At 41.4% G+C, this 20,650-nt stretch carries 18 protein-coding genes; 13 read left to right on the top strand and 5 right to left on the bottom strand.

Going from position 1 to position 20,650, the window contains the following annotated elements; all coding sequences use genetic code 11:
* The first annotated feature begins 20 nt into the window (after nucleotides 1–20).
* The 7 genes from ACXADE_RS09985 to ACXADE_RS09955 all read left to right on the top strand — a co-directional run bounded on the left by ACXADE_RS09985 (nucleotide 21) and on the right by ACXADE_RS09955 (nucleotide 6,664).
* Nucleotides 21–1,637, top strand: a complete 1,617-nt coding sequence (locus ACXADE_RS09985; protein WP_474980328.1) for an ABC-F family ATP-binding cassette domain-containing protein — start codon at nucleotides 21–23, stop codon at nucleotides 1,635–1,637.
* A gap of 324 nt (nucleotides 1,638–1,961) precedes the next feature.
* Nucleotides 1,962–2,756, top strand: a complete 795-nt coding sequence (locus ACXADE_RS09980; RefSeq protein ID WP_474980327.1) for a 3D domain-containing protein — start codon at nucleotides 1,962–1,964, stop codon at nucleotides 2,754–2,756.
* Between the two features lie 119 nt (nucleotides 2,757–2,875).
* A complete protein-coding gene (locus tag ACXADE_RS09975) occupies nucleotides 2,876–3,868 on the top strand; it encodes a zinc-dependent alcohol dehydrogenase family protein (protein ID WP_474980326.1) in 993 nt (330 codons plus the stop codon).
* Between the two features lie 140 nt (nucleotides 3,869–4,008).
* The gene (locus ACXADE_RS09970) at nucleotides 4,009–4,395 is read left to right on the top strand and encodes a hypothetical protein (protein ID WP_474980325.1); all 387 of its coding nucleotides are present in this window, start codon (nucleotides 4,009–4,011) and stop codon (nucleotides 4,393–4,395) included.
* A gap of 17 nt (nucleotides 4,396–4,412) precedes the next feature.
* A complete protein-coding gene (locus ACXADE_RS09965) occupies nucleotides 4,413–5,402 on the top strand; it encodes an LLM class flavin-dependent oxidoreductase (RefSeq protein WP_474980324.1) in 990 nt (329 codons plus the stop codon).
* A 186-nt stretch (nucleotides 5,403–5,588) separates the two neighbouring features.
* Nucleotides 5,589–5,675 (top strand): YjcZ family sporulation protein, encoded by an 87-nt coding sequence (locus ACXADE_RS09960; protein WP_008640034.1) that lies wholly within the window; start codon nucleotides 5,589–5,591, stop codon nucleotides 5,673–5,675.
* A gap of 116 nt (nucleotides 5,676–5,791) precedes the next feature.
* A complete protein-coding gene (locus ACXADE_RS09955) occupies nucleotides 5,792–6,664 on the top strand; it encodes a CvfB family protein (RefSeq protein WP_474980323.1) in 873 nt (290 codons plus the stop codon).
* A gap of 77 nt (nucleotides 6,665–6,741) precedes the next feature.
* Here the strand turns inward: ACXADE_RS09955 and ACXADE_RS09950 are convergent, their stop codons facing one another.
* The gene (locus ACXADE_RS09950; protein ID WP_474980322.1) at nucleotides 6,742–7,230 is read right to left on the bottom strand and encodes a YusW family protein; all 489 of its coding nucleotides are present in this window, start codon (nucleotides 7,228–7,230) and stop codon (nucleotides 6,742–6,744) included.
* A gap of 152 nt (nucleotides 7,231–7,382) precedes the next feature.
* On the opposite strand from ACXADE_RS09950, the gene msrB reads away from it, so the two are divergent.
* The 4 genes from msrB to ACXADE_RS09930 all read left to right on the top strand — a co-directional run bounded on the left by msrB (nucleotide 7,383) and on the right by ACXADE_RS09930 (nucleotide 11,851).
* Complete coding sequence (gene msrB, locus ACXADE_RS09945) at nucleotides 7,383–7,970, top strand: peptide-methionine (R)-S-oxide reductase MsrB (protein ID WP_474980321.1); 588 nt, start codon at nucleotides 7,383–7,385, stop codon at nucleotides 7,968–7,970.
* Between the two features lie 951 nt (nucleotides 7,971–8,921).
* Nucleotides 8,922–9,902 (top strand): ABC transporter substrate-binding protein, encoded by a 981-nt coding sequence (locus tag ACXADE_RS09940; RefSeq protein ID WP_474980320.1) that lies wholly within the window; start codon nucleotides 8,922–8,924, stop codon nucleotides 9,900–9,902.
* Nucleotides 9,903–10,041: 139 nt separating this feature from the next.
* Nucleotides 10,042–10,596 (top strand): nitroreductase family protein, encoded by a 555-nt coding sequence (locus ACXADE_RS09935; RefSeq protein ID WP_474980319.1) that lies wholly within the window; start codon nucleotides 10,042–10,044, stop codon nucleotides 10,594–10,596.
* 319 nt (nucleotides 10,597–10,915) lie between these two features.
* Nucleotides 10,916–11,851, top strand: coding sequence for an exonuclease domain-containing protein (locus ACXADE_RS09930; protein WP_474980318.1), 936 nt, complete (start codon nucleotides 10,916–10,918; stop codon nucleotides 11,849–11,851).
* Nucleotides 11,852–11,864: 13 nt separating this feature from the next.
* On the opposite strand, the gene ACXADE_RS09925 is transcribed toward ACXADE_RS09930, so the two are convergent.
* Nucleotides 11,865–12,404 (bottom strand): YiiX/YebB-like N1pC/P60 family cysteine hydrolase, encoded by a 540-nt coding sequence (locus tag ACXADE_RS09925; protein ID WP_474980317.1) that lies wholly within the window; start codon nucleotides 12,402–12,404, stop codon nucleotides 11,865–11,867.
* 260 nt (nucleotides 12,405–12,664) lie between these two features.
* Here ACXADE_RS09925 and ACXADE_RS09920 point away from each other — a divergent pair, with 260 nt between their 5' ends.
* Nucleotides 12,665–13,651: a potassium channel family protein gene (locus ACXADE_RS09920; RefSeq protein ID WP_474980316.1), complete on the top strand. Its 987-nt coding sequence runs from the start codon at nucleotides 12,665–12,667 to the stop codon at nucleotides 13,649–13,651.
* A 710-nt stretch (nucleotides 13,652–14,361) separates the two neighbouring features.
* Here ACXADE_RS09920 and ACXADE_RS09915 read toward each other — a convergent pair.
* From ACXADE_RS09915 to ACXADE_RS09905, 3 genes are all read right to left on the bottom strand, one after another.
* On the bottom strand, nucleotides 14,362–15,525 hold the full coding sequence (locus ACXADE_RS09915; RefSeq protein ID WP_474980315.1) for a glycosyltransferase family 4 protein: 1,164 nt from the start codon (nucleotides 15,523–15,525) through the stop codon (nucleotides 14,362–14,364).
* 13 nt (nucleotides 15,526–15,538) lie between these two features.
* Nucleotides 15,539–16,687 (bottom strand): NAD-dependent epimerase/dehydratase family protein, encoded by a 1,149-nt coding sequence (locus ACXADE_RS09910; protein WP_474980314.1) that lies wholly within the window; start codon nucleotides 16,685–16,687, stop codon nucleotides 15,539–15,541.
* Between the two features lie 284 nt (nucleotides 16,688–16,971).
* Nucleotides 16,972–18,471, bottom strand: a complete 1,500-nt coding sequence (locus ACXADE_RS09905; RefSeq protein WP_474980313.1) for a flotillin family protein — start codon at nucleotides 18,469–18,471, stop codon at nucleotides 16,972–16,974.
* Nucleotides 18,472–18,671: 200 nt separating this feature from the next.
* Between ACXADE_RS09905 and ACXADE_RS09900 the strand changes: the two genes are divergently transcribed.
* Nucleotides 18,672–20,627, top strand: a complete 1,956-nt coding sequence (locus ACXADE_RS09900) for an AMP-binding protein (RefSeq protein WP_474980312.1) — start codon at nucleotides 18,672–18,674, stop codon at nucleotides 20,625–20,627.
* Nucleotides 20,628–20,650 lie beyond the last annotated feature (23 nt).

Genomic DNA, 20,650 nt, shown 5'->3' with positions numbered 1-20,650 from the left:
AAGTACTGGAGGATTATCACATGTTAACAGTAAACAATGTTAGTCTTCGTTTCGGCGACCAGAAGCTGTTCGAAGACGTAAATATAAAATTCACACCTGGAAACTGCTATGGCTTGATCGGTGCGAACGGCGCAGGAAAGTCAACATTTTTAAAAATTTTGAGCGGTGAAATCGAAGCACAGACAGGCGATGTCAGCCTTAAGAAAGACCAGCGTCTAGCGGTCTTGAAACAGAATCACTTTGAATATGATGAATACAAAGTCTTAGAAACGGTCATTATGGGCCATACCCGCCTATATGAAGTTATGCAGGAGAAGGACGCCATCTACATGAAAGGTGACTTTTCTGAAGAAGATGGGATGCGTGCTGCTGAACTAGAAGGTGAGTTTGCAGAAATGAACGGTTGGGAAGCGGATTCTGATGCTGCTCGATTATTGAAAGGACTGGGCATCGGCGAAGACCTGCATGAGAAACAAATGAGTGAACTGCAGGGTTCCGAGAAGGTGAAAGTCCTTTTGGCCCAAGCGTTGTTCGGTAACCCGGATGTTCTTCTTCTTGACGAACCTACCAACCACTTGGACATTAAAGCAATCCAGTGGCTCGAAGATTTCTTAATCGATTTCGAAAACACAGTCATTGTTGTTTCTCACGACCGTCACTTCCTGAACAATGTCTGTACGCATATTGCAGACCTTGACTTCGGAAAAATTCAGATTTATGTAGGTAACTATGACTTCTGGTATGAATCCAGTCAATTGGCTCAGAAGATGGCAGCGGAACAAAATAAGAAAAAAGAAGAAAAAATCAACGACTTAAAAGAGTTCATTGCACGTTTCAGTGCCAACGCCTCGAAGTCCAAACAGGCGACATCAAGGAAAAAACTGCTCGATAAAATTACTTTGGATGATATTCAACCATCTTCTCGAAAGTATCCGTATATCGCGTTCAACGCTGACCGTGAAATCGGTAATGATCTGCTTACAGTTGAAAACCTTTCTAAAACAGTGGATGGAGAAAAGGTACTGGATAATGTAAGCTTTACACTTAACAAGGATGATAAGGTTGCCCTTGTCGGTTCTAATGAAGTGGCTAAAACTACGCTATTCCAAATCCTGATGGGAGAAGTTGAACCGGATGAAGGAACATACAAATGGGGAGTTACTACTTCTCAAAGTTATTTCCCTAAAGATAACTCCGATTTCTTTGAAGGATCCAATTTAAACCTTGTGGAATGGCTCCGTCAATATTCGCCGGAAGACGAAACGGAAACATTCCTGCGCAGTTTCCTGGGTCGTATGTTGTTCTCTGGTGAAGAAGCACTTAAGAAAGCCAATGTTCTCTCAGGTGGAGAAAAAGTCCGTTGTATGCTTTCTAAGATGATGTTGTCCGGTGCGAACGTTCTTCTACTTGATGAACCAACAAACCACCTGGACCTTGAATCGATTACTTCTCTAAACAAAGGTTTGATCAACTTCAAGGGATCCGTCATTTTCGCTTCCCATGACCATGAATTTATTCAAACGATTGCCAATCGTATCATTGAAATCACTCCTAATGGTAAAATCGTGAATAAGGAAATGACATATGATGAGTTCTTGAACGATCCAGACGTACAGAAACAAGTAGCAGCTAATTAAAGATCAACAGGCACAGATCCAGTCGGGTCTGTGCTTTTTTCGTCAGGATCGGTTCCTTTTATTCAGGATTATATAAGAAAACCAAGGAAAAGACAGGTTGGTCCAGTGCAGAAGATTATCGAATGAGGGAGAAAGGTTGAGAATTATGTCACTTTGACGTACCCTATCCTTCTTTTGTAATAGTTGTGAAATATGGATGTTATGTTTGCAAACAAACTGTTGCTTGTTTGTTCTTCATTTATTCTGGAATTCTGTTAATCTTGTAAATGTGAATGGATCACCTAAATACATAGGGATCGATCAATCAAGAGGAGGCAGAATTTCATGAAAAAAACTGTATTTTCTGTTGTAGCAACCGTAGCACTAACAGGGGCTTTTGCCACAACGGCTAGTGCTCATGAATCAGAATACAAAATCAATCAAGGGGATACTCTATGGGGAATCTCTCAAAAATATGACGTAAGCGTTCAGAACCTGAAATCTTGGAACAATTTATCTTCCAATATCATTTATCCGAATCAAACATTAAAAGTAGCTCATGTAAATGAATCCAGCACACCTTCAGCAAATACGTCTTCTAACACATCCACGTATACTGTGAAGTCTGGAGACACGTTGTTTGCCATTTCTCAAAAATTCAATATTTCAGTCGATCAGCTGATGGCTTGGAACAACCTGTCTTCCACCCTCATCTATCCTGGCGACCAATTCAAAGTTGATGGACAAGCTGTGCAGACGACAACTCCAAGCAGTTCAAATAGCAGCTCAAGCAGTAATTCAACAGCCACGCAAACGAATACGAGTCAGAGCACGAGCAACAACGTAGTAAAAGAATTCACAGCTGAAGCCACAGCTTATACAGCTTATTGCACAGGATGCAGTGGAGTGACGGCTACAGGTATTGATCTTCGCTCAAATCCGGATCAAAAGGTCATTGCTGTTGATCCAAACGTCATCCCGCTCGGATCGAAAGTTTATGTAGAAGGTTATGGTACGGCTATTGCCGGCGATACAGGCGGCAATATTAACGGCAATCGTATTGATGTGTTCATGCCTTCCCGTGAAGATGCGCTGGCATTTGGTAGAAAGTCCGTCAAAGTTCAAGTGTTGGCTGACTAATCGTTGTAAAACTCCTTCCTTATCCACTAGGAAGGAGTTTTTTTGTGCGCTTTGTTTTAAGTTGCCTCCACTTATTGATAGACTAAAGACATCTGTAGAAGAAAGGGGAACCATTCATTATGAAAGCAATCGTACATGAGGGCAAAGAAGGACTGGATGGCTTAAAAGTAAAAGAGATGGAAGAACGTCAAATCAGCGATTATGAAGTGAAGGTGAGTGTACATACAGCAGGAATGAACAGAAGAGACCTCGCCGTTGTTACAAAACGACACAAAGCTGAAGATCCTGCTTTAATCCCTGGTTCAGACGCATCCGGAACGATAGTAGCCGTAGGCAAAAAAGTCAGCAGATTCAAACCTGGCGATGAAGTAATCGTAAATCCAGGACTCGGGTGGGCAAAGAATAGCGATGCCCCGCCGGAGGGTTTTGAAATTGTCGGTCTTCCCGATCATGGAACATTCGGTGAATATTACGTGTGTACAGAAGATCATGTGGAGTTGAAGCCAGAGCATCTTTCTTTCGAGGAAGCTGGGGTGCTTTCTCTTGCTGCTCTTACAGCTTATCGTGCGTTGTTTACGAGAGGGAATTTGAAAGCAGGACAAACGGTCCTTTTACCAGGGATAGGGAGCGGGGTGCTAACTTTCTGTCTGAAATTCGCTAAAGCAGCAGGTGCGAGAGTGATCGTAACTTCAAGATCACAGCAAAAGCAAGAGGAAGCATTGGAGCTTGGTGCTGATTGCGCTGTGTCTACGCATGATAATTGGAATGAAATGCTGGCAGATGAGGTCGTGGATCTAGTCATTGAAAGCATCGGAAAGGCAACGATTAATAAATCGCTCACTATTGTCCGCAAAGGAGGAACGATTGTAACCTTTGGCTCAACGACGGAAGATGAAGTGACCTTAAACATCCGTCAATTCTTTTATGGTCAGTATAATCTCCTCGGTTCTACCATGGGCAGTACCGAAGAGTTCCGAGAGATGCTGTCTTTTATTGAAGAGCATAGAATCAAACCTCAGTTGGATAAAATTTTTTCGTTGGAACAATATAAGGAAGCTTTTCTTTATATAAAGGACTCAAAAAACTTTGGAAAGATAGCGATCACCATTTAATAAATTCCGATTCATACTTAGTAGCAACTCCGAATGATTTGTATAAACAAACAATAACCGAACGAATGTGCGTATAATTGGACAATTCATCCATCTTTTGTTGTAGAATGATAGAAAGACCATTTTATGACAAGGGGTGGATGATTTTGTCTCATAAAAATAATCCGAAAAGATTCGCACTGAATATGAGTGCTGCTCAGTTTACCAAGTTTTATATCATGCACCAGCTGCAACTCCACCAGCCGATGATCAGTGAACATTTTAAAACAGAGTTTAAAAAATTGACGAAGAATTGGATTCCAGCACCTTCTACGCTGCTGGACACCCTGCATGAAATGACAGAACAGGGTTTATTATATCGCAAAGAAGATTATAAGTCCTATGATAAAAAAAGACAGAAGGTTTATTGGTACTCCCTTACGGATGAAGGAAAAGAAGAATTTGATGTTTTGAAGAAACGTTACAAAATATTATTTGAAGAACAGATGCAGATATTGAAGCAGATTATGGATGAAGTGTACAAATAACAAGAGGTGAGCTTAAATTGAAATTAAGTGTGCTGGATCAAAGTCCTATTTCCAAAGGACAGTCAGCTCAAGAAGCCTTATATCAAACGATTGAGCTCGCTCAATTTACAGAAAACCTCGGTTTTTATAGATATTGGGTGGCAGAGCATCACAACACAAACGGACTGGCAGGTACATCGCCGGAAATTCTTATTTCGATGATTGCTCAACGCACGAAATGCATTCGAGTTGGTTCCGGCGGCGTTCTGCTTCCACAATATAGTCCATTGAAAGTAGCTGAAAACTTTAGAATGCTGGAGTCTTTTAATCCAGGAAGAATTGATGTAGGACTGGGGCGTTCACCGGGAGGTGGTTCAAAAACCCGGCTGGCGCTGACCGATGGGTTCGAAAAGCCTCTCAGTTCGTTTTCACGACAAGTAAAAGAACTGAAGCAGTTTCTTCATGACACTGTTCCTAAAGGCGATCGATTCTATGGGGTTAAAGCAAAGCCTGATACCCCTCAACAACCAAAACTATGGGTTTTAGGGTTGACAGAAAGAGGAGCGAAACATGCGGCGGTGAACGGAACAGGGTTTACTTTCGGACATTTCATTAATCCTGAACATGGACAGGCGGCTATATCCACCTACAAGGATCGTTTCAAAAGGAGCACCAGTGAAGCACCAGAAATAAACGTCTGTCTTTTTGTCGTCTGCGGGGAAACAGAAGCAGCAGCAGAAGAACATGCTTTAAGTCAGGACCTGTGGCTTCTGAACGTGGAAAAAGGATTGGATACCAGGGTTCCATCCATCGAAGAAGCCAGAAATTATTCCTATACAGAAGAAGAAATCAGGAAAATTAATAAAAACCGGCTCCGTTGTGTCGTTGGTTCACCGGAACAGGTGAAAGATCGTTTAGTAAAGCTTGCGAATGATTATGGAACCGACGAGTTTTTGATCATTACTAATATTTTTGATTTTGAAGAGAAGAAAAAATCATATCAGAGGATTGCCCGAATTTTCAGTTAGTTGAATGTTGAAGGTGTTGTTTCCCAACGTTTTATTATTGCTATGTATATGGTCAAATATATCCGGTTCAAACATCTCCTTTGAACTGACTCCTACGGGGAAAAGCCTAATCACAAGGGATTTCCGCTATTCACCCATACCATTTGCCGGTTCCTTTCATATAAAGAAGGAAAGGGGGGAATTGGAATGAGTAAAGGATATGGTGGAGGCTTTGCGCTGATCGTAGTTTTGTTTATTCTCCTAATAATCGTAGGAGCTTCCTGGTGGTATTAAGGACTCCAAAGCGCGGCATACGCCGCGCTTTTTTTATTTATTAAAATCATCGTTTTAAAATGAAACGATGTAAGCTATAATAAGTACCATTACGTTACGAAAAAGGATGAATTTACATGAAAGATGTCAATATATTAGGAACTGTCCAGAGGGGCAAGATTAAAAAGAAAATTACGGAAGGTTTCGTACTTCAAATCTCTAACGAAGAATACGTCCTTCCCGATGAAGACGTCACTGAGGAAATCGAATTGGAAGAAAGCCGGGATGTCTTTATTTATGAAGATAAGAAGGGCAGAGCCTCAGCGACAATGGATATTCCTGAAGTTACGAAAGATACTTATGGATGGGCCGAAGTTGTAGAAGTTGTTCCAAACATGGGTGTTTTCGTGGATATTGGTTTATCCAATAAGGATATTCTCGTTTCTTCTGATCATCTCCCTCTTGTCAAGTCGGTTTGGCCAAAGGAACAGGATCATTTATTTGTCAGTCTTGAACTGGACAAAAAGGGGCGCCTTTTGGCCGAGCCTATATCAGAACAGGAAGTACTGGATGATCTCGAAGCAGCACCAAATGAATTGTTAGGTCAAGAAGTAACAGCACGTGTCTATAGGGCTACGAAAGCAGGCACAACTGTTTTGACGGGAGAAGGTTACAGAGGTTTCATACATCCAAGTGAAAGAAAAGATGAACCAAGGCTCGGGCAAACGGTAACGGCTCGCGTCATCGATGTCAAAGAAGATGGGACCATCAATCTTTCTCTTCGTCCGCTTAAACAGGAAGGGATGAAAGAAGATGCAGAAGTCATTTTCGAATATCTTCAGGAAAATGATGGAATCATGCCTTTGAATGATAAAAGTGATCCGGAAGAGATTCGTTCAACATTTAAGATCAGTAAAGCTGCGTTCAAGCGTGCCATTGGACAACTAATGAAAGAAAGAAAAGTCACACAAAAAGATGGGCAAACAGTCATCAATCATGATCGTACTTAAAACTTAGTAGTAACTCCGAAAGGTAATAAAAAAACCAAACGTTTAAGTGATATTCACAGGCGTTTGGTTTTTTACGATCAATCTTTGTATTCAACTTCTGATCCGTTTTTAAAAATGACCTTCAATTTAAATTCCTTATACGTTTCATCCAGACCGAAAACGCCAATAATATCATCGATTACTTCCTGTTCAGAAGAATTTTCGTCAAAGCTGAGTTCCATGAACAAGGGGGTTAATTGGTCAAGTGCTTTTTCTCCAACGATTCGTTCTTTACCGATTTCCTCTATAACAGCAAGTGTGCGACTTTCACTCGTTTCATAAAAAACTTCATAAGATAAAGTGTCTACATAGTCCACTTCCAACTCAAACGTTTGAAAAGGAAGTGCTTTCTTAGCATGAACCACCTTTTCCTTCTTTCCTGCATCCAGCTCCTCCACGGAATTTGCAGGTGGATTCGTTGAGAGAGGCTGAAATTCATCATCCATGGATTTCATATCTTGCTGGCTTGCTGAGCAGCCTGTCAAAAACACGAACAACACGGCCATGATCATCGATTTTACTTTCATTACGTTCATCCTCCTTTTCTATCCTGCTTCTAGGATGGTCGAAAAATATATATTTCATAACCCCAACTAGTGATTGCAAGCATCATAATATTTAAAAACCTTCGTAAATGATAAGATGGATGAAAAGACTTGTTTATCAGGGAGGAGAAAGAATGAAAAAAATGATAACGATAATCTTCAGTCTTCTTGTCCTGTTAAGTGTCGGAGCCTTTTTCCTTTTCAATCATCAATCGGGAGCTTCCACTAATAGTCAGACAGAGGATGGGAAAAAAATAAGAATATACAACGGGGAATCGATAGACCTAACGGATCAACAAATCAAGGATAGACTGACCGATCTCCAATATGAAATCACTCAGAAGGACGGCACAGAAGAAGCTTTTAACAATACTTATTGGGATAATAAAAAGGAAGGAATATATGTAGACCTACTATCCGGAGAGCCTCTGTTCAGTTCCACAGACAAATACGAATCGGGTACAGGGTGGCCCAGCTTCACAAAACCACTGAATGAAAAATACATGGTTACGAAAGAGGATCCGGGCATCTTTGGTATGAGAACAGAAGTAAGGAGCAGCTTCGGGGATAACCATCTTGGTCATGTATTTAACGATGGGCCAGATCCAACTGGATTACGATACTGCATGAATAGTGCAGCCATGGAATTTATACCAAAGCAAGACATGGAGAGACGCGGATATGAAGAATATTTAGATCTTTTTGATGAAGAAGAAGGGTAATGTACCCTTCTTTTTTTATTAGGCTCTGTTAAAGTTTAGTATTGATATTACTGCAAAAAAGGAACTTCCATTTTTATAGTTGGCTTATTCAACTAAAGCTCCCTTTTCTTGAAGACTCAGCTTCGAGATGTTTCGGGGGGCATTGCCTGGTTGAACGTCAGGGGTGGTTGGGAAGCCACTCGCTTTCTTGTGGGGGAGTGGCTTCCCAACCTACCCCATTCAATCATGTGAGAAACGAACCCCTACACCAAGAAGGAGCACCACCCACAAAACTACCAATAGTACAGCTCTCCATTCGTATAGTGAGCGCCTACTTCTGAAAGTGGTTTCGAGACACTTATATGGCAAAAGGGGCGAAGGGGAATAGCGAGACTCCTATCTTAAGTGTGCAGGCGCCTCGTTCAGCGGCGTATGGACTGGACTGAGCTGGAGGAGATAAAGGAAACACGAAGAACGAAGAGATTCGATGTTGACTTATCGTACAGAAGCGAGGGAAGTCTCACTAGCCGGTAGGCACAGAAACCGGATATCTACGAGGAAAAGAGTGATTGGTGAGACCCCGCAGGACGGAGTCCGAGGAGGCTCACCGCGCTCCCGCGGAAAGCGACCTATCCCCCGCAGCCCCTATGCCCAACACAAAAGTCTCGAAATCAATCCTTAAACAATCCTGCCATTTAGCGAAAAGCTCCGTTTCGAAATCATAATCCAACAAGATTCAATGGTTGGATCGTGAAAGGAGATCATCTAAAGGTTTCGACACTTGGAAATAAATCCCCTTATACCATCCTATCATTCATTGTCCCTTCCATCCGTTGATGCAAATATTAACACTGAACTTTAACAGAGCCTTTTATTAAAATCAAATATGAATTGACGGGAATGATTTCTTCCCTTACACTATTTATTGATAATGAGAATCTTTATCAATAAATAAAAGGAAGGAAGTTACATATGAAAAAAGGGCACTTCGGCATATTTGTCACACTTTTATTACTGTTAACCGCATGCAGTGGGGAAGGGGCAAGTGAAAATTCTAACAATCAAACATCTTCTGAATCATCAGGTGAAGAGGAAACTCGTGTAATTGAGACTGCTACGGGAGAAGTGGAACTTGAAGGAGTACCTGAGAAGGTCGTTGTATTGGAATGGTCTTATGTCGAGCACTTGCTTCCATTAGGTATCCAGCCTGTCGGAGTGGCGGATAAGGAAGGTTATCAGAAATGGGTGAATGTGGGCGAACCACTGACAGAGGAAGTTGTAGATGTCGGTACGCGATCTGAGCCTAACTTTGAGGCTATCTCACGTCTAGATCCTGATTTGATCATTGGTGCGAAGTATCGTCATGAGTCTTTTGAAGGTCAACTAAATGATATTGCTCCAACTGTTTTGTTTTCTCCTTATTCTGAAGAAGGGGCAAGTGATCAATATCAGCACTTAAAAGATGAATTTAAAACGATGGGGAAAATCTTTAAAAAAGAGGAAGAAGCTGATCAATATGTAAAGGATATGGATAAGAAAATTTCTTCTCTTGGCGAAGAAATTGAGACGGAGGGCCAAGTAAACGCTGTCGTGACACAGGCTTTCACTTCCCAAAACACTCCGATGTTAAGGCTGTTTACTGACACTTCGGTCATTGGTGGCGTTTTGGATCAAATGGGCATAAATAACGCAGTCGAAACGGAACAGCCTGAAATTTACGGTTTTATTGATTCTGATGTTGAATCCCTTCAAAATTATCAGGATTCACATTTCTTTTATTTAGTTCAGGATGATGATCCGATCTTTGATAATCTTGAAGGAAATCCGGCTTGGACGAACCTGAATTTTGTTGAAGAAGACCGCACTTACAAATTGCCAGGCGATATGGGTACGTTTGCTGGACCTTTATCTGCAGAGCGTTTTGCTGAAGAAATTGCCGAACATCTTAAGTAACGTTAGAAAAGCTGTCATTCATGGCAGCTTTTTTGTTATTTCCGAAGGCCCGTAAAATTATAAAGGAGTAAACCTTGACAATATGGTTGAGAACGATTATCATTACCATATAATATAAATAGATGCGTAGGTGAGAGGTATGGAACAAACAAAAACAGAATTGGCAAATCTTATTAGAGAACGTCGCTCCGTAAAAAGTGGCTATTTGGATAAAGAAGTTCCCACTGAACTGATAAGTGATCTGCTGGATGATGCTAGCTGGGCACCGACCCATGGGTTACGTGAACCTTGGAGATTCATTTTCATTCCATCTCAAGAAAAAGAAGAGTTCGTAGAAAAGCTTGTACAGACTTTCCCAAAAGATATGCAGGAAAATCGTAGGAACTATTTCAGTCAACCGGCAGCTTTTCTTATAGCTATCATGGATGAAGATCCACGACAGAAACAGTGGGAAGAGAATTTCGGAGCGATTAGCAGCATGCTTCAAAACTTCCAACTACTAGCCTGGGAACGTGAACTAGGTGTTTGCTGGAAAACAAACCCACAAATCCACGAACCGAAAGTACGTGAACTTTTAGGCGTACAACCTGGGGAAAAAATTGTAGGTTTTATCCATATGGGATTCTTTGATCAGCAGCCAAAACAAAAAAAACGGACACCTATCGAAGAAAAATTAACGATCTATAAAAATTAATGACATGTGATATTTATACGATAAGATTTAAAAAGACGCCGAAATCGGCGTCTTTTATTTACTCTTTATACTGGGAATCGTAGGCGATTAAAACAACATTCAGTTGATTTTCAAGCTCTTTTACCCTTTGCAGCTTTTCTTTCGGCAGCTCTGCATAATCAAAAGCCATCTTCAAACGCCTCCTTGGATTTTATCTTTTGTTTTTCACACGAGGAATATACCGTCATTTGACTAATTTTGAATGGTAAGCCTTTACAATAGACGAGGCTATGGTTGCCCATTTATTATTAAGATAAGACTATAGATAAAGGAGATCGACATGAATTTTGTAGCTCTTGATTTTGAGACAGCAAATGCTTCAAGAGGTTCTGTATGTTCCATTGGTATGGTGGAATATGAACAGGGCCGGATAAAAAGAGAATATTACCGGTTAGTGAAACCACAGAAAAACTATTTTGCTCCCATCAATATCCGTGTACACGGAATAACTAAAAGCGACGTTCAGGATGCTGAGGAGTTTGATGTGCTATGGGAGCGCGAGATCAGGTCGTGGCTGGAAGGGAAGTTTGTCGTTGCACATAATGCTCAGTTCGATATGGGGGTGTTGCGTGCAGTTTTAGATCAATACAACCTCAACTACCCCATGCTTGCCTATAACTGCACGGTTAATATATCCAAGAAAACGTGGGAACTGCCGAAATACAAGTTAAATGTTGTCTCCAGTCACCTTGGTTTTACATTCAGTCACCACCATGCATTGGAAGATGCGAAAGCTTCTGCTCATATCCTTATGTCAGCGAAAGAAGAGCTTGGAGCGACTGATGCTAAGGACCTTATAGACAAAACAGGGACAACGAATGGGATGATGTTTGAGAGGGGTTATGAACCAGCCAGAATCAATAAGAAGAAACGGGCACAAAAAGCACATCCGTCTTCCTATGTAGCAGCAACCAAAGAATTTGATCCTAACCATCCTTTTTATAACGCAGCTATTGTATTTACTGGAAAGTTAAAAGTGATGAAAAGGGAAGAAGCTAGTCAAAAAGTCGTTGATTTAGGGGCGCAACTCCACACCTCAATTGAATCCAATACAAATTTTGTAGTGGTTGGCGAACAAACGTTCGAAGGATATAAAAATGGCAAAAAAACGAGTAAACTTGAAAGAGCAGAAACATTGTTAAGCCAAGGATATCCAATTGAAATTATTTCAGAATCCGATTTCCATCAATATTTAACACGCTCGTCCAATAGATAAGGATGAGCGTGTTTTATTTCTTAGAAAGATATCTGCGATTTTTTAATCGTTCAGGATGGACTGATTTTGCATGAGGAGAAATCTTCCCTAAATTGATACCTGCACCTAAATAGTAAGATTGCCACACGATTTTTGTACAATATTGCTCCTCGTTGTTCGTCCCTATAGGTGTCCATATTTTATAGGTGGCCTCAGGGTGCTCTTTTTGAATCTTTACCGCATAATCAGCAGCAGCCTCTCCACATTTCGAATCAAGGGCTGAATAGATGCGGATATTGCTGAATTTGTTGAAATAAGCTTCCATTTGATCTTGTATGACTCCTGAAGGAATGGAATGAATGACATTATTATTTTTCGTTACAATTCCAACATGACCTATATAACGCGATTCTTTTTTTCCTATTGGAGAAAAAAGCAAATCCCCTGGTGCAATACACAGATTTGTACCTGGATATAGATGGTCATGTTCTTGAATTACTGGTGCAGAAACTTTTTTGGACTTAATAATTAATGCAAAAAATATTGTAATTACAATAAGCAACCACTTTTTCACAAACATCTTCCTTTGCCTTCATATACCTTTATCCTAGCTAAATTTATACGAAAAAACAAAGAGGAAGTGCTAAAATCAACCGCCAAGAACGTATGTTCGTTTTTTAAAAAATTGAGAGAGGTAGGGAAGTGATTTATTCTGAGTAGACCCTTACGAGTAAGTCACTGCTTCAGGTTATATGTCTAGTAGAATTCCATGTACAAATATTGATATGATAAGGGAGGGTGGGCAATTATCAGGGAATATGAAGAGGTGGGAACATGGAATACCGAAAAATTGTTGTGTCGATTATTCTCTTACATATTATAATATTTCTAGGGATTTTCGGGTACATGGTATTTGAAGATTTGTCATTTTTTGATTCTTTATGGCTGACCATTGTATCCGTTTTAACGATTGGTTATGGAGATATTTCCCCTGAGTCAACTAGTGGAAAGCTCCTTACCTTAGTCTTAATTCCTAGTGCTATTGGTCTGACGACTTATATGTTAGCTCAATTGGCAAGTGCCATTATAGGCGGTAAACTCTCAAGCGAAGTGAGGAAAAAAAGAATGTCATTAAAGATACACGATCTTCACCAGCACATTATATTGTGTGGTTACGGCCGGGTTGGTCAGCAGGTTTTTCAGCAATTACGGAATGAGAAACAGCCATTGGTCGTTATTGAAAGTGATGAGTCTGTGATAGCCCAGTTGCCTGAAAATACTTTATACGTTAAAGGAAATGCCACCGAGGATCGCGTATTGCTTCAGGCGGGAGTTAACAGAGCAAAGGGGATAGTAGTCACTCTCCCTGATGATGCAGATAATGTTTTTATAACATTGACGGTAAAAGGGATGAATCCTGCTCTTTATACAGTCGTTAGAGCAGAAAGAGATTTTTCTGAAGAAAAGCTTTATCGAGCAGGGGCCGATAAAGTGATTAACACCTCCAATATAGGAGGAAAACGTATGGCAACTGCCATTACAAAACCCGTTAGCGTTGAATATGTTGAAACGATTCTCCATGATCCATTAAATGATTACAATATTGAAGAAATTCAGATACCTAAAAAATCCTTTTTATTAGATCAATCATTAGAAGAATCAGATATAAGGCGAATATATGGTGTGAATATCGTTGCAATTAAACGGGAGAACAGAATAATAAGTAACCCAGAAGGTAACGAAACGTTTCACGAGAATGATTTGTTGATTGTTTTTGCAACTTCTGAACAATTGAAACGTTTTGAAAAAGCAGCGACCTGAGTAAACACAGGAGCTGCATTTTTTATTTATGGTGAAAACAACTTTCACCAGGTATTTTAAAACGTCTGCACGGAATAGTTATGTCTGTTTATTATATGGCTTACAACACGTTACATTAGCAAACCAATGAATAAGTAAAGAGGTGGAAGAGCATAGGAGTGATATGATTCTGCTCATTTGTATTTCTTTTCTTAGTTTACATAATATTTATTATACGGAGTCATTAATAAATAACTTTACTTGTCTCAATTGATAAGTATACTCATGATAATGAGACAACAGATAATATCATCATTCAAATTATAATCATTTATGTCATTTGAATGATGATATTATCTTCAGTCAGTTGTCGTTTATGTTTCAATATGTGCCGTAAGATTTACCAGCATCACTGCCACTGCTGATCATTGGTTAATTCCATAACTATAATTTTTCACCTTCACAATCTTTACAGCTTTATTAAACCAACAATCTCTTCTAAGTATTTCCACACCCCTGAATTTATGGAATTCGTAAGGATCATTGGTTTTATTACTTTTGGATCTCTATTTTGTTTATTGATATTGTTTTCTGAATATTCTCGGAGTTGCTACTAAGTACTTTTAAGATTAAAAATGCTCCATTTACGCGGGTTGGAACGTGTGTTCGTTTTGTGATTCATCTTCATTCTCACGCTTTTTTCTGTTGCACGTAAAGAAAGTCACAGAGATTTACTCTGTGACTTTAACCTTTGATTTTTTTGAAGTTGTTGCTGCTTGTTCTTCATATACTTTCAACGTTTTGTAATAGTATTCCAGGATCTGCTCGGAAGGTTTCTGCCAACTGAACTTTTCTGCTTCCAGCCTTGCGTTCATGCACAACTCTTCATAAAGCCCTTGGTCTTCAAGTCTTTGAATCGCCTGGATCATACTATCCGTGTTTTCATTTTCGAATAACAAGCCTGTTCTTCCATCCTCTACCTGTTCCATGGTAGGACCGCTTTTTGCTGCAATGACAGGTAGTCCCGAGGCCATGGATTCAAGTATAACGAGTCCCAGAGTTTCTGTAACTGATGGGAAGATCAATGCATCGGATGATGCAAAAGCTTGTGCCAGCTCATCCCCGTGTAAAAGTCCGGTGAAGACGGTGTTGGTCCCTTTAAAAGTCTCTTCTAACTGATCTTTTACCGGGCCATCGCCAACAATCGCCAAGGAGATGTCATCTCGCTCTTCCAGTAAAGGTTTAATTTTATGAATCTCTTTTTCCGGGGCCAGCCTGCCTACGAAGACAAGCAATTTATTCCCTTCTTTGCCACCAGATAACCGTTCTCTCATTTCTTTTGACTTATGACGAGGGTGGTAGTGGTCTACAGCGACACCACGATCCCATACATGAACATTTTGAAAGTTTTTTTCATCCAATTCTTTCTTGATGGCTCGTGAAGTACAAAGGTTTACTTCTGCATAATTGTGCAGCTTCCTAAAGTACCACCAGACCAAAGGTTTGAAAGGATACAAACGATAATAATCCAAATATTTAGGAACGTGGGTGTGATAGGATGCAATCAGCGGATAATTCAACTTATCCGCATAATAAACCCCAGACACTCCTACAAGTGCAGGATTGACCACATGAACGAGGTCCGGATCATGCTTTAAAAGCAGATCCTTCACCCGCCGTTGTGGTAAGCTGAATTCTCTGGACCTGTAAAAAGGCATTTTAGTCGTTTTGACCCCTTCAACGATCGCCCCTTCGTATTCCGTCACACCAAAGTCTGGAGCAATGACGACGACCTCATGTTCTTGGTTGCGTAAGTGTTTGATGGATTCTTTTAATCGAGTTACGACTCCATCCGTTGATGGTAGGAATGTTTCTGTAATGATGGCGATTTTCAAAGCGGAAAACTCCTTACTTCCAAGTGATTGACGGCAATACGTTTTCTTCGATGATCCGACCCTTATTCTCTACAGCCGTCTTCAGAATGTCACGGATGACATCATCAGTCAACAGGTGAGGCTCCAGTCCAAGGTCCCTGAGCTTGGTATTTACCGCGTTGTAATAATGGTCTTCATTTTCAATTCGCGGATTTTCGATTTTCTTCACTTGTGTATCAAGGCCTTCTTCTTTTGCAATCTTTTGGACGCGATCGGCAAGATCCTGAACAGAGAACCATTCAGTGAATTGGTTGAAGACACGGAATTCGCCTTTATCCGCTGGGTTCTCAGCTGCGATTTCCACACAGCGGACGGTATCTTCAATGTTTAGGAAGGCACGCGTTTGTCCACCAGAACCATAAACCGTAATATCATGACCGATGGCTGCCTGGTTGATGAAACGGTTCAGGGCCGTACCAAACACGCCGTCATAGTCCACGCGGTTTACTAACATTGGATCCATTCGTGTCTCTTCGGTATGTAAACCGTACACGATCCCCTGATTCAAGTCCGTGGCGCGGATGCCCCAGATTTTGCATGCAAACATGATATTGTGGCTGTCATGCACTTTAGACAGGTGATAGAAAGAACCCGGCTGTTTTGGATACGGAAGTGTATCTTTACGTCCTTTATGTTCAATTTCAATATATCCTTCTTCAATATCAATATTCGGAGTCCCGTATTCGCCCATTGTACCCAGTTTGATCAAATGACATTCAGGTGCGAATTCTTTGATTGCGTAAAGGACATTTAAGTTCCCCATAACATTGTTCGTTTGTGTATATACAGCATGTTCGCGATCTATCATTGAATATGGAGCTGAACGTTGTTCAGCGAAGTGAACGAATGCTTCAGGTTCCGTTTGGCGGAAAACTTCCCGAAGAAAATCATAATGGTTAAGGTCTCCGATGAACGTTTTAATTTCTTTACCTGAAACCTCTTTCCATTTAGCTACGCGATCTTCCAAAGATGCGATCGGTGTAACTGAATTTGAATGCAGTTCATCATCATACTTTCTGCGTACTAAATTATCTACGATGGTTACATCATGTCCTTGTTTGGATAGGTATAATGCTGTTGGCCAACCGCAAAAACCGTCTCCCCCTGCTACAATAATTCTCATAATCTACCTCCTAGTTACGTCATGCATACTCGTATTCCATAATAGAATGACTCTTCCCCTATCTAATTGCTTCCGATGCTGGATCGGACAGAGTAAGGTCAAGGTCTCTACGTTTTTGACTTTACCATTAATTTAATTTTGAAACAATTAATTCTTTGTTAAACCGTCGATTCTATGTAGAAATATGCGCGAGAGACCTGAATCGTATATTCCCTTCCACAATAATCGTTCAAACCTCTTTTTAAAAAAAGCCTGCAGAATTGGGTGTTCTGCAGGCTTCATCCTCATTGATCTTCTTCTTTTTTTGTTTCCTGAGTTTCGGTAAGGGCTGTTTGTTGTGCCTCCATCTCTTCATTGGTAGCAGCCGCTTCTTTCCATTTTTCTGTTTCTTCGCTGTCGAAATTATGAACAGCTCCTCTTGATACATAACTTTCGAGCATAGCTTTCAAGTCCATCCCTGTCGTCTCTTTCAGGGATTCCTGGATGCCTAGCATCGTTGAAGTAACACTGTTGGCTACTTTGGCAGAACCTCCGCGGGAGTCGCCTCCACCCATGTCTATGACTTTCATGTCTTTGATTTGACTAATTGGCGCAGACACTTTCTCTGCATAATCAGGCAGGACGTTGATCAACATTTCCATGATTGCCGCTTCACCATAATGTTCCATCGCTTTTGCCATACGTTCTTTGGATTCTGCTTCTGCAATTCCACGCTGACGAATGACTTCCGCTTCTGATTCACCTTTGATGCGCTCATTATCCGCTTCTGCCTGCGCACGTTTAGTGACCTCATAAGCCTCTGCATCTGCTATGGAGCGACGACGTTTGTTTTCTTCTTCTTCCAATTCAACTGCTCTCTGCTTTTCAATGTATTGGACTTTGAGTTCTTCTTCTTTAATCTGCTGCGCAAGCTTTTGTCTTTCGAGTTCTCCCGCCTGATCCGCATTTGCCTTGGCTCGATTGGTTTCTGTTTGGAATTCTGCTTCTTTAATGTCTTTTTCTTTAGTGGAAGACGCAACGGCTGTTAAACGGCGATTTTCTTCGTCCTGGGCTTCCTGGTCGTTTTTTGCCTGGTAGATCCGTGTTTCTTTCGTTGCATCGGATTCTGCCATATTCGCTTTCTTTTGAACTTCAGCAATGTGAGGTCGCCCGAGCGCATCGATGTAGCCATTTTCTACATCTACATCTTCCACATCATTCAAGGCGAAGGAAGTAATTTCAAAACCCATGCCTTTCAAGTCAGACTCTGCAATTTTCTTCACTTGCGTGTTGACTTCTTTAAAGTCGTTATAAATTTTCTCAATCGGAAGCGAAGCAATGATTGAACGCAAATGCCCGTTCAGTACATCTTTCAGTTCAGCTTCACGTTCTTTTTGCTTTTTCCCTAAAAACTTCTCCGCGAAGTTTGCCATAATTTCCAACTCACTACCGATACTGATGACTGCTGTACTGGCGACTCTGACAGGTATTCCTTCTTTGGTATATGCTTTATCCGAATTGACCCCGAGTTGGAACGACGTCAAATCAATCGGAGTCGCTGTCTGGAACATCCGCAGACGGTAACCTCCACCACGGATAATTTTGACGGATCGCCCGTTATCATCCTCAAACACATTCTTTTCTTTTTCTGGGTCGCCGAGCTTCGGTCCTGTGACGATTAAGGCTTCATTGGAGCTCGCTGTCTTGTAACGCATGCGGAAGATAATGAATGTAACGATACCTCCGACGACGACAACGGCACCGATGATCCCTAAGATTAACAAAAATAGTGCACCTTCAAACAATACGATTCCTCCTTCTCTGTTTTCCCTGTTTATGTAACAAAAGGGGTTATATGTCATAACGAATTACACTGTAGTAAAGTTTCAAGAAATTTGCAATGTTCGACACTTTTTTCCTAAGATGGTAGCTTCGCAGGCATTCAATCCCATGCTTCCTTCCTTTATAATAAATGTAGGAACATTCTGATAAAAGGAGGATTTAAATGAACACCAATGCCGCATGGACCCCCACCCAGGAGCAAATAGAGCAAACACGACTATATCAATGGATGGTGAAGCTCGGTTTCCGGGACTATGATGACTTTCATCAGAAATCAGTTCAAGACCCAGAGTGGTTCTGGGAAGAAGCGCTAAAAGAGCTTGGAATTGAGTGGTACACACCCTATACGAGGGTTCTTGATCAAACACGCGGCCCTATGTATCCACGGTGGTTTGAAGGTAGTGAGATCAATGCTTCCCATCTTGCTCTCGATCGATGGGCGGAGGATCATTCCATGAAAGATGAGGTTGCACTGTTCTGGGAAGGCGATGATGGGCAGGCAGTCACTTACACGTTTTCAGAATTACAAAAGAAAGTCGATGCTGTAGCTCACGGCCTTGAGTCCTATGGCATAGGCGAAGGAGATATTGTAACCTTATATCTGCCGATGATCCCGGAGACGCTCATCAGTATGCTTGCCATTTCAAAGATAGGAGCCGTTTTTTCACCTGCCTTTTCTGGTTTTAAAGCAGACGCTGTTGCTACAAGGATCAACGCGAGCAAATCCAAAGCCCTCATTACAGCAGACGGCTTTTACAGAAGAGGGAAAACCATAGCCCTTAAAGAAGAAGCTGATCTCGCCGCTGAACGCTGTCCTTCACTGGAATACACCTTTGTAGTAGAACGGACAGGAAAAGACGTCCATTGGGAGTCTGCACGTGATGTACGCTGGTCGAATCTGTGCGGAAATGAAACTGTTTACCATGCGAAGAAAAAACAAGCAGGCTCCCCTTTTATGCTCATCTATACTTCTGGGACGACTGGGTCACCAAAAGGGGCAGTCCATACACATGAAGGATTTCCGATTAAAGCCGCTTTTGATGCCGGGATCTGTATGGATGTTACTAAAAGAGACACTCTATTCTGGTATACGGATATGGGATGGATGATGGGACCTTTCCTCGTATATGGGGGTCTCATCAACGGGTCTACCATTGTTATGTTTGAGGGAACCCCGGACTATCCGGCACCTGATCGCTTATGGAAGCTTGTTGAGAAATATAACGTGACCCACCTGGGTATTTCGCCTACACTTGTGCGTTCCATGATGAAGCATGGGGAACAATGGGTCGAAAACCACAACCTACATTCGTTACGTGTGATTGGTTCTACAGGCGAACCGTGGAACCCGGAACCATGGAACTGGTTGTTTAAAAATATTGGGCATTCCAAAACTCCAATATTCAACTATTCCGGCGGCACAGAAATCTCTGGAGGGATCTTAGGGAATGTTCTAGTTAAACCGATTCAACCCGTCACGTTCAATGCAGCTCTTCCTGGTATGGATGCGGATGTTTTTGACGATCATGGACGCTCCTGCATCAATGAAGTCGGGGAACTTGTCATAAAAACACCATGGGTTGGAATGACCAACAGTTTTTATAAAGATGATGAAAGGTATGAGCAGACCTACTGGAACCGCTTCAAGGATACATGGGTCCACGGAGACTGGGTCATAAAAGATAGGGATGGTTATTATACGATCACAGGACGGTCGGATGATGTTCTTAACGTCGCTGGCAAACGGCTGGGTCCTGCAGAAGTGGAATCGGTTCTCGTTGAACATGCATCTGTCGTTGAATCAGGGGTGATCGGTATCCCTCACGAAGTAAAGGGAGAAGAACCCATCGCTTTTGTCGTCTTGAAAAATCCTCAGAATAAAGATGAAGTTCTTGAAGAATTGCAGCTGCACGTCATTCAGAAACTTGGAAAAGCCCTTGCCCCGAAAAAAATATACATCGTCGATGACCTTCCGAAAACAAGGAATGCAAAAGTAATGAGGCGAGCCATTAAATCCGCCTTCTTAAATACTCCTGCGGGTGATTTGAGTGCATTGGAGAATCCGGAAACGGTCCATCAGATCCGCAGCATAGGAAAGAATCTCCCTTCTCGTTCATAAAAAAAAGGTTCCTGGCCTCAAGG

This window comes from Halobacillus sp. ABR2_026 (assembly GCF_056158545.1).
This window is presented reverse-complemented; position numbering and strand designations above follow the sequence as displayed.

Coding starts and splice junctions, on each gene's coding strand:
- ACXADE_RS09900 (WP_474980312.1), top strand. CDS start 18,672: ATGAACACCAATGCCGCATGGACCCCCACCCAGGAGCAAATAGAGCAA.
- ACXADE_RS09910 (WP_474980314.1), bottom strand. CDS start 16,687: ATGAGAATTATTGTAGCAGGGGGAGACGGTTTTTGCGGTTGGCCAACA.
- ACXADE_RS09975 (WP_474980326.1), top strand. CDS start 2,876: ATGAAAGCAATCGTACATGAGGGCAAAGAAGGACTGGATGGCTTAAAA.
- ACXADE_RS09960 (WP_008640034.1), top strand. CDS start 5,589: ATGAGTAAAGGATATGGTGGAGGCTTTGCGCTGATCGTAGTTTTGTTT.
- ACXADE_RS09955 (WP_474980323.1), top strand. CDS start 5,792: ATGAAAGATGTCAATATATTAGGAACTGTCCAGAGGGGCAAGATTAAA.
- ACXADE_RS09940 (WP_474980320.1), top strand. CDS start 8,922: ATGAAAAAAGGGCACTTCGGCATATTTGTCACACTTTTATTACTGTTA.
- ACXADE_RS09930 (WP_474980318.1), top strand. CDS start 10,916: ATGAATTTTGTAGCTCTTGATTTTGAGACAGCAAATGCTTCAAGAGGT.
- ACXADE_RS09950 (WP_474980322.1), bottom strand. CDS start 7,230: ATGAAAGTAAAATCGATGATCATGGCCGTGTTGTTCGTGTTTTTGACA.
- ACXADE_RS09920 (WP_474980316.1), top strand. CDS start 12,665: ATGGAATACCGAAAAATTGTTGTGTCGATTATTCTCTTACATATTATA.
- ACXADE_RS09980 (WP_474980327.1), top strand. CDS start 1,962: ATGAAAAAAACTGTATTTTCTGTTGTAGCAACCGTAGCACTAACAGGG.
- ACXADE_RS09970 (WP_474980325.1), top strand. CDS start 4,009: ATGATTTTGTCTCATAAAAATAATCCGAAAAGATTCGCACTGAATATG.
- ACXADE_RS09935 (WP_474980319.1), top strand. CDS start 10,042: ATGGAACAAACAAAAACAGAATTGGCAAATCTTATTAGAGAACGTCGC.
- msrB (WP_474980321.1), top strand. CDS start 7,383: ATGAAAAAAATGATAACGATAATCTTCAGTCTTCTTGTCCTGTTAAGT.
- ACXADE_RS09985 (WP_474980328.1), top strand. CDS start 21: ATGTTAACAGTAAACAATGTTAGTCTTCGTTTCGGCGACCAGAAGCTG.